The organism is Frigoribacterium faeni, from assembly GCF_007988805.1.
Taxonomy (GTDB): domain Bacteria; phylum Actinomycetota; class Actinomycetes; order Actinomycetales; family Microbacteriaceae; genus Frigoribacterium; species Frigoribacterium faeni.
This window is the reverse complement of record NZ_BJUV01000031.1, coordinates 26,313-34,643: the sequence shown is the minus strand read 5'-3', so window position 1 is coordinate 34,643 and position 8,331 is coordinate 26,313. Positions and strand designations below refer to the sequence as shown.

Annotated in this window: 9 protein-coding genes; 7 read left to right on the top strand and 2 right to left on the bottom strand. The window is 72.0% G+C overall.

Going from position 1 to position 8,331, the window contains the following annotated elements:
* Positions 1 to 255: 255 nt before the first annotated feature.
* A complete protein-coding gene (locus tag FFA01_RS12900; protein ID WP_182501156.1) occupies positions 256 to 834 on the top strand; it encodes a TetR/AcrR family transcriptional regulator in 579 nt (192 codons plus the stop codon).
* A gap of 102 nt (positions 835 to 936) precedes the next feature.
* Here the strand turns inward: FFA01_RS12900 and FFA01_RS12895 are convergent, their stop codons facing one another.
* Positions 937 to 2,184, bottom strand: coding sequence for an MFS transporter (locus FFA01_RS12895; protein WP_244289838.1), 1,248 nt, complete (start codon positions 2,182 to 2,184; stop codon positions 937 to 939).
* Positions 2,185 to 2,439: 255 nt separating this feature from the next.
* On the opposite strand from FFA01_RS12895, the gene FFA01_RS12890 reads away from it, so the two are divergent.
* The 6 genes from FFA01_RS12890 to FFA01_RS12870 all read left to right on the top strand — a co-directional run bounded on the left by FFA01_RS12890 (position 2,440) and on the right by FFA01_RS12870 (position 7,479).
* Positions 2,440 to 2,721: a pyrophosphorylase gene (locus FFA01_RS12890; RefSeq protein WP_146856591.1), complete on the top strand. Its 282-nt coding sequence runs from the start codon at positions 2,440 to 2,442 to the stop codon at positions 2,719 to 2,721.
* 168 nt (positions 2,722 to 2,889) lie between these two features.
* Positions 2,890 to 3,057, top strand: coding sequence for a hypothetical protein (locus FFA01_RS15980; RefSeq protein ID WP_167627380.1), 168 nt, complete (start codon positions 2,890 to 2,892; stop codon positions 3,055 to 3,057).
* Positions 3,054 to 3,383, top strand: a complete 330-nt coding sequence (locus FFA01_RS15975) for an RHS repeat domain-containing protein (protein WP_167627379.1) — start codon at positions 3,054 to 3,056, stop codon at positions 3,381 to 3,383. The genes FFA01_RS15980 and FFA01_RS15975 overlap by 4 nt, the downstream gene beginning before the upstream one ends.
* Before the next feature lie 212 nt (positions 3,384 to 3,595).
* Positions 3,596 to 4,423, top strand: coding sequence for a hypothetical protein (locus FFA01_RS12880; RefSeq protein WP_146856589.1), 828 nt, complete (start codon positions 3,596 to 3,598; stop codon positions 4,421 to 4,423).
* A gap of 183 nt (positions 4,424 to 4,606) precedes the next feature.
* Positions 4,607 to 6,298 carry an ABC-F family ATP-binding cassette domain-containing protein gene (locus FFA01_RS12875; RefSeq protein WP_146856588.1) on the top strand — a complete coding sequence of 564 codons (1,692 nt, stop codon included), beginning with the start codon at positions 4,607 to 4,609 and terminating at the stop codon, positions 6,296 to 6,298.
* A complete protein-coding gene (locus FFA01_RS12870) occupies positions 6,295 to 7,479 on the top strand; it encodes an SGNH/GDSL hydrolase family protein (RefSeq protein ID WP_146856587.1) in 1,185 nt (394 codons plus the stop codon). The genes FFA01_RS12875 and FFA01_RS12870 overlap by 4 nt, the downstream gene beginning before the upstream one ends.
* 163 nt (positions 7,480 to 7,642) lie before the next feature.
* On the opposite strand, the gene FFA01_RS12865 is transcribed toward FFA01_RS12870, so the two are convergent.
* Positions 7,643 to 8,278: a hypothetical protein gene (locus FFA01_RS12865; RefSeq protein WP_146856586.1), complete on the bottom strand. Its 636-nt coding sequence runs from the start codon at positions 8,276 to 8,278 to the stop codon at positions 7,643 to 7,645.
* Positions 8,279 to 8,331 lie beyond the last annotated feature (53 nt).

The following is an 8,331-nucleotide window of genomic DNA, read 5'->3' as shown; positions in this document are numbered from 1 at the left end:
GTCAGCGGGATCATGCGGTGCGGGCGGGATCGTGCGGTGTCAACGGGAACGCGGCGACATGTGCTCGCTCCGGACCTCTTACGCATCCATGCGTAAGAGGTCGGCGACGATGACGGCGTCCGTGGTGCTCGGCACCACGACCAGGTCGAGGCGTGCCTCGGGGCGAGCATCCTCGGTCGTATCGCGCGTGCCCGGGCCCCTCCTCCTCGGCCGAGCCGCGCCTCCTCGGCGGGACGGGCCGGTAGCCTGGCCCTCATGGCACAACGGGGTTCGTACGCGAAGGGGATCGCGAAGCGCGAGGAGATCCTGCGGGTCGCGCTCGAGGTGGTCGCCCGCAACGGGTTCCGCGGCACGTCCGTCAAGGAGCTGGCCGAGGCCGTCGATCTGACGCAGGCCGGACTGCTGCACTACTTCGACAGCAAGGACGACCTCTTCACCGCGATCCTGCGGACCCGCGACCAGGTCGACGCCGAGCGGTTCCGCGAGCTCGACGACGTCGTCGACCAGCTCATCGCCGTCATCAAGCACAACGCCGAGACCCCGGGGCTCGTCCAGCTCTTCGCCAGCATGTCGACGGCCGCCACGAGCGACCCGGAGCACGCGGCCCACGAGTACTTCGCCGACCGCTACGTCTGGTTCCGCGCCGAGCTGGCGACGAGCATCCGGAAGCGACAGGCGTCGGGCGAGGTCCGACCCGACCTCGACGCCGACACCCTGTCGGCCGTGCTGATGGCGGTCAGCGACGGCATGCAGCTCCAGTGGATGCTCGACCCCACCACCGACATGGCCGCCCACGTCGCCTTCGTCTGGCAGACCGCGATCGCCACCCGGTAGCTCGACTCGCCGCTCCGACGCCGGCCCGAGCCGAGCGACCCGGGCCGAGCCGAGCGACCCGGTCCGGGCCGGCCCGGACCGAGCCGATCGACCCGAACCGGGCTAGCGGACGCGCTTGATCGGGATGATGACCAGGGCCCCGATCAACGTCACGATTCCGGCGCCCCAGAGCATCAGCACGTAGTTGTCGTTGTCGACGCTGTTGACGCCGAGCAGCAGCAGCGCCAGCGCCGGGGCGAGCGACTGCGGCAGCGCGTTGGCGATGTTGATGACGCCGAGGTCCTTGCCGGGGCGATCGGCGTTGGGCAGCACGTCGACGATGAGGGCCGTGTCGACGGCCGCGTAGATGCCGAAGGCGAAGCCCATCACGATCTCGGCCACGTAGAACCCGGTGACGGTCTCGGCGTGCGCCAGCAGGATCAGGCCGACCGCGAAGACGACGGTGGAGCCGGCGACGAAGATCTTGCGCCGCCCGAGCCTGTCACTCAGGTACCCCGAGACGGCCGCGCTGATCAGCAGGGCGACCGTGTAGAGCAGCACGCCGAACGCGACCGCGGCCGTGGCCTCGGCGACGTCCTCGATGCCGAGGTGCTTCTCCATGTAGAGGAGGCGGTACGTCGTGAACATGAACGTGCCGAGCGTGATCAGGAACCGCGACCACCAGGCGAGACCGAAGTCGGGGTTCTTGATCGGGTTGGTCCAGAACGAGCTGATCAGGTTGATGAAGGTGAACTTCTTGATGGTGTACTCGGGCAGGTCGTCGCGGGCGACGAACGCGTAGACGAGCACCAGCACGATCGCCAGCACACCCGGGGCGATGAAGAGCGCCGGCAGGTTGCCGACCAGATACACGGCGAGGTACAGCCCGGCGAGGATCGCGACGTTCTGCGCCAGAGCGATGATGCTCGACGCCTTGCCCCGCTGGAACTCGGGCACGTTGTCGGCGAAGCTCGCGATGAGCGTGGCGAGCACGGCGTTGGCGGCGACCTGGGCGAGCAGCCAGGCGAGGGTCAGCGACAGCTGGTTCGGCGAGAAGGCGACCAGCGCGAGCGCGACGGTCAGCAGCACGACGCCGCCCACCAGATACGGGCGGCGACGGCCCCAGCGCGTCCGGGTGCGGTCGCTGAGGGCGCCGATCAGGGGGTTGGCGAGCAGGGCCCCGAACGCGCCGATCGGGAGCACCTGACCGACGAGCGTCTCGGGGCTGTCGGGCGCGAGCTCCTGCGCCTTGAGCTGCATGCTGACGAACACCGGGGCCAGCAGAGCGACGAAGAGCCCGAACTGGGCGAAGCCGAGCGCGGCCAGATAGCCCTTGCCCACCTTGATCGTGCTGACGGGTTGGGTGAGCACAGTCTCACTCCGGGGACCGTTCGCGGTCATGACGCCTCCTCGAGTCAAAACCTAGCCGTGCTAGGTGTTGGGACTCTACACGAGGTTCTCGCCAGCGCAACGGGCCGTGACGGCGACGTCGACCCGCCGGACGTCGGGACAGACTGTTCGGTCATTCCTGCACGCCGAGCACTAACACGAGGTAGTGTCGAATCGTTCGAGCCCCGGGGGCGCGTCTCGCGCAGGGGCCCAATCCAAACAGGGGAGCCCAACACCATGTCACGCGTACTTTCCACCGAGCAGGCCAAGACCGCCATCCGACAGGTCCAGTCGATCGTCAACGGCGGCTTCACCGACCAGATCTCGCAGCTCGACGCCCAGGGCCGGATCCTGTCCGACCCGAACGTCTGGGACGGCCCTCTCGCCGCCACCTTCCGCGGCTCCACCTGGCCCGAGACCAAGGCCGCCCTCGACAAGGCCAAGACCGAGCTCGAGCAGCTCCGCACCCAGCTCGACAGCATCTCGTCCAACATCTTCAGCGCCGGCGGCGGCGCGTAACACCGATGAACGCCCCCGTCCCCCCGATCTCCGGGGTGACGGGGGCGTTCGCGTCGCGTGCCGAGCACGAGACGCGTGGGGGCCGGCGGACGCTGATCGCGACCACCGGCGACGACGACACCGACCGCCGTCGAGAACACGGAGACACTCGAGGGCGCGGCGTTCACGATGGACGACGGCCGTGTCGTCACGTTCCCCCGGCTCGGCAGCTCGTGGGACCGCGCCGTCGGCGAGAATCTCTGGCTGGCCGCCGAGGTCGCCTCGACCCTGCCCGGTCTCGGGGACACGGGCGCCGAGACGCTCCTGGTGGTCCGCGACAACACCGGCGGCTGGTGAGCCTTCTCCCCGCCGGGGTCTGGCTGGCGAGCGGAGGAGGCGCGGGCACCGTCGTCCGCGTCACCCGCGCCCCCGACGGACTGCCGTCGCGCCTCACCCATGCGCGGGGTCGCACGATCGACATCGACCACGTCGACGGCCGGGTCGCGACTCTCACCGCCTCCGACGGCCGCCGGGTCGAGTACGCCTACGACGCCGCCGGCCGACTGGTCGGCGCCACGAACGAGGTGGGCACGCGACGGTACGACTGGAACGACGCGGGTCTCGTCGAGAAGGTGACCAGCGCCTCCGGCGTGGTCGAGGGGCGTCGTAGGCGCGACGAGTGACCGCACCCAGGGGACTTCTCGACCTCGTCATCGCCATCGCCATCGCCACTCAGGTTCCTCTGAACACGACCATTTCCCACAACCGCCTCTCGCAGGAGTGGCAGATCCCGATCTTCGGCATCCTCATCGCAGGCGGGGTCCTCGCGTCGCCGACAGACCGGTTCGTGCCAGGATGGCGGGCGAGCAGCCGACCGTCGGCACAGGGGGACTCCGTGAGCACAGACCGCACCGTCACACCGAGCGAGACCAAGCCCCGGCGGTTGACCTCGACGACCCCCGTGACGATGCCGACGTCGACACGCATCGCCCTGGCGGTCATGGGATTCGTGCTGGGAGTCGCGGCGGCGCTGTTCGGCGGGGCCATCCCCGCCCTGGTCATCTCGCTGACCCTGGTCGTGCTCGCGGCGTCGTTCCTGTTCGGGCGCCTCCGCGACCGTGTACGCGCGACCATCATGCCGATCACCCTGACCTGCGTGGCCAGCGTGCCCATGGTCCTGTCCGGCGCCCCCACCATCTGGATCCTGCTCTCCTTCGCCGGCGCCGCCTACCTCGGCCAGACCCTCGGCACCGCGAGCCGATCCCGCGCCGAGACGCACGAGGGCATCGTCCTGGCCACCGACCCCGCGACCGTCCCGGGCCGCACGGTGCTCGTCTGGCGCATGGAACGCGAGCAGTTCGAGGTGCTGGACCCTTCTGAGAAGCGTATCCGCACGGTGATCAGGGGGCCGAAGGGCAACATCCCGTCGAGCATCGAGTTCCGCCGCGGCACCGCCGGCCTCGACGTCCTCCGTCCCGCCGACGTGCCGGTCACCGTGCTGCAGACCGACGACACCGCCACCGGTCCCTGGTTCGAGACGATCGACCCGGGCACACCGGGGGCTGCCGCTGTGTCCGGCGGCCCGATCGCGCCCGCGTCCGTCTCGAGCGCACCGCCGTCCAAGGGCGCCCTCCGCGACCGCGCCATCGACGCGGCCATCCACTTCAGCCGGACGGGCGAGCGCCTGCCGACCGCCCCCTGGATGCTCACCCCGCGCACCTGACCCGACCCGCACCTCCCCGGCTCTCCTGTGCGGTGCGCTCCTGGGCGACCCCGCCCGTGCGATTCGCGACGGATGGGTCGGCACGAGCGTGCATTCCGGGGTTCATGGAGCCGCAAGCGGCCGCTCCGGTCGGGTTCGGCGCACCCGCCCCGTCCCGCAGCCGCCGTGCGCGAGAATGGCCCGATGAGCGCTTCACTCGTGGCCAAGGGCCTGGCCGGCGGCCACGGCCACCGCACCCTGTTCGACGACCTCGACCTCACGGTCGCTCCCGGCGACGTCGTGGGCGTCGTCGGCGTGAACGGTGCCGGCAAGTCGACGCTGCTGCGCCTCCTCGCCGGCGTCGACGAGCCGCAGGGCGGCACGATCACGCTCAACCCGGGCGACGCCTTCGTCGGCTGGCTGCCGCAGGAGCACGAGCGCGTACCGGGCGAGACCGTCGCCGACTACATCGGCCGCCGCACCGGCAGCACCGAGGCCACCGCCGAGATGGACACCGCGGCAGCCGCCCTCGGCGACCCCGACCCGGCCCCGCGCCCCGACGGACTCGAACCCGCCGACGTCTACTCGTCCGCGCTCGAACGCTGGCTGGCGAGCGGCGCGGCCGATCTCGACGACCGCCTCCCGGGGGTGCTCGCCGACCTCGGCCTCGACCGCGACGGCGACGGAGCCGTCGGCCCCGACACCCTGATGACCGCCCTCAGCGGAGGCCAGGCCGCCCGCGTCGGCCTCGCCGCGCTGCTGCTCAGCCGCTTCGACATCGCCCTGCTCGACGAGCCCACCAACGACCTCGACCTCGACGGCCTCGAACGGCTCGAGCGCTTCGTGCAGGGCCAGCGCGGCGGGGTCGTGCTCGTCAGCCACGACCGCGAGTTCCTCGCCCGCTGCGTCACCAAGGTGCTCGAGCTCGACCTCGCGCAGGCCTCGAACCGGGTGTTCGGCGGCGGTTACGACTCGTACCTCGAGGAGCGGGAGACCGCCCGGCGGCACGCCCGCGAGGCCTACGACGAGTTCGCCGAGAAGAAGGCCGACCTGGTCGGCCGCGCGCGGGTGCAGCGCGAGTGGTCGAGTCAGGGCGTCCGCAACGCGATGAAGAAGTCCCCCGACAACGACAAGATCCGCCGCAAGGCCGCCACCGAGTCGAGCGAGAAGCAGGGCCAGAAGGTCCGCCAGATGGAGAGCCGCATCGCCCGCCTCGACGAGGTCGACGAGCCCCGCAAGGAGTGGCAGCTCGAGTTCACCATCGGCTCGGCCCCGCGCTCGAGCGCGGTCGTCTCGACGCTGAGCGGCGCCGTGTTCCGCCAGGGCGACCCCGCGACGGGCGAGTTCGTGCTCGGACCGGTCTCGCTGCAGGTCGACGGCGGCGACCGCATCGGCATCACGGGCCCGAACGGCGCCGGCAAGTCGACGCTGCTGCGCGGCCTGCTCGGCCGCCAGGAGCCCACCGAAGGAGGCGCGAGTCGCGGAGCCAGCATCGCCGTCGGCGAGATCGACCAGGCCAGGGCCCTGCTCTCCGGCACGGTGCCGCTGGCCGAGGCCTTCGAGGGCCTCGTGCCCGACTGGCCCCAGGCCGAGGTGCGCACGCTGCTCGCCAAGTTCGGGCTCAAGGCCGACCACGTCTCGCGCCCCGTCGACGAGCTCTCACCCGGCGAGCGCACCCGCGCCGGCCTCGCCCTGCTGCAGGCCCGCGGGGTCAACGTGCTCGTGCTCGACGAGCCGACCAACCACCTCGACCTCGCCGCGATCGAGCAGCTCGAGCAGGCCCTCGAGTCGTACGAGGGGACGCTGCTGCTCGTCACCCACGACCGCCGCATGCTCGAGAGCGTGCGACTCGACCGGCACTGGCGCGTCGAGAACGGGACGGTGACGGAGTCATGACCCGCGCCTCCTCGGCCCGCCGGACGCTCCGCGGCGCCGTCGCGGTCGGCGTCACGGCCGTCGCGCTGCTCGTCGCGGGGTGCAGCGGCGACCCGACGCCCGCCCCCACCCCGACGGCGGATCCGTGGGCCGCGTGGGACGCCGCGCTCGCCCGGACGGACACCGCCTCGGCCCGGTGGCTCGCGCTCGGCGACTCGCTCACCGAGGGCCAGGGCGCCTCCACGATCGACGACCGGTGGATCGACCTCACCCGCGACGCCCTGCAGCAGCGCTACGCCGTCGATGGCGTGGTCGGCGGCGTCGGCTACCGTCCGGGCGTCTTCGCCGTCTACCCGCCCGACTCGACCTGGGCCGTGTGGCAGTCCGACCAGACCGACGTCTCCCCCGACTTCACGACCCCCAGCCTCGGCTACCGCAGCGTCGACCTCTCCGCCGGCTCGAGCATCAGCTACCCCGTGCGCGGCACCGGCATCGACCTCTGGTGGTCGCCCGGCGGCGGCTCGTTCGACTACTCGATCGACGGGGCGGAGCCTCGCACGATCGACACCAGCGCGACCGGCGCGAGCGACGTGTCGGGAGGCGCCGGGGTCACCAGCGTCGACGGGCTCGAGAGCTCGCTGCACACCGTCACGATCACGGTCGCCGACGACGAGCCCACCGGCGTCGTGCTCGAGGGGTTCACCGCGTTCGACGGCGACCGCGACAAGGGGGTCACGCTGTTCGACTCGGCGCACTCGGGGGCGACGGTCGCGACCTTCACCGCGGACCTCGACGGGTTCCTGTCGACGGTCGAGGCGGCGCAGCCCGACCTCGTCACGATCACCCTCGGCGCCAACGACGCCGTCGACACCACCCCGGCCGACCTCGAGAGCGGCTACCTCACCCTCGTCGAGGGGATCAAGGCCCTGCCGGAGCCTCCGACCGTCGTCGTCATCGACGAGTTCAGCTCCGAGCTCGACGACCTCTTCGCCCGCCAGGGCACCTCGAGCGACTACCAGGCCGCCGTGACCTCGGTCGCCGATCGGACCGGCTCGGTGCTCGTGTCGCTCGGCGACGCGCTGCCCGCCGACGCGGCGGCCGACGGCGACCTGTCCTCGCTGCTCTCGGCCGACGGCATCCATCCGAACGACGCGGGCGCCCGCATCATCGCCGGCCACATGACCGAGCTGCTCGGCCGCTGACCCGCCCGCCCCGCCCGCCCGCTCCCCCGCGGGCGCACGAGACCGGGTCCTCGCTCCCCCGCGGACGCACGAGACCCCCGGGTCCCCTCGGAGTCGAGGAGGCGCGGGGGTCCCGTGCGGAGCGGCTGCGGTCGACGGGTCGGCCGGCGTGCAGCCGGACGCGTCAGCGCAGCAGCAGAAGGGTGGCGTCGAGGGCCTCGCTCGGCGAGAGCGGTGCGGTGTCGCCCGCTCCGGTGGCCGACAGGGCGAACAGTCCGTTCGGCGTGACGACCGTCGCGCCGGAGAGGCTGACGCCCTCCTGGCTGGCCTCGAGCTCGAAGGCGCGGCCGCCGATGTCGCCGATGCGGGCGTCCTCGACCTCGGTGACGCCGTCCGTGCCGGCGATCTGGTCGCTCTGCGAGGTGATGGTCGCCTCGTCGAGCTCCTGCACCTGGGCGACGGCGACGATCGCCTGCGCGCTCGGGTCGATCTCGCCCTCCGCGGAGGCGGCGCCGTTGGCCCACGAGCACTGCAGCTGGCCGTCGGCCTCGGTGCTCTCGTCCTGCAGGTCGAGCCCGTCGATGATCGAGCCGAGCGCCTCGCCGGCCTCGGCGCAGGTGGTGACGGCGAGCTCGCCGGTGAGGTCGCCGGTCTCCTGGGCCGTTCCCGACGAGCTCGCGCTCGACGAGCCGCTCGGGTCGGACTGGCCGCTCGACGCGTCGTCGTCCGATCCGGTGCAGCCGGCGAGCAGCAGCGTGAGCGCGACGGCGCCCGACGTGACGACCGTGATCGCCGTCTTCGTGGTCCTGGTGGTGCGCATGGAGGTTCCCCCTGCCTCAGCCGCCGACTCGCTTCGCGGCGGACCCTGTCACC

Bases quoted from the DNA above. Each gene is read 5' to 3' on its own strand.
- FFA01_RS12900 (WP_182501156.1), top strand. From the start codon at position 256: ATGGCACAACGGGGTTCGTACGCGAAGGGGATCGCGAAGCGCGAGGAG.
- FFA01_RS12890 (WP_146856591.1), top strand. From the start codon at position 2,440: ATGTCACGCGTACTTTCCACCGAGCAGGCCAAGACCGCCATCCGACAG.
- FFA01_RS15980 (WP_167627380.1), top strand. From the start codon at position 2,890: ATGGACGACGGCCGTGTCGTCACGTTCCCCCGGCTCGGCAGCTCGTGG.
- FFA01_RS12875 (WP_146856588.1), top strand. From the start codon at position 4,607: ATGAGCGCTTCACTCGTGGCCAAGGGCCTGGCCGGCGGCCACGGCCAC.
- FFA01_RS12870 (WP_146856587.1), top strand. From the start codon at position 6,295: ATGACCCGCGCCTCCTCGGCCCGCCGGACGCTCCGCGGCGCCGTCGCG.
- FFA01_RS12865 (WP_146856586.1), bottom strand. From the start codon at position 8,278: ATGCGCACCACCAGGACCACGAAGACGGCGATCACGGTCGTCACGTCG.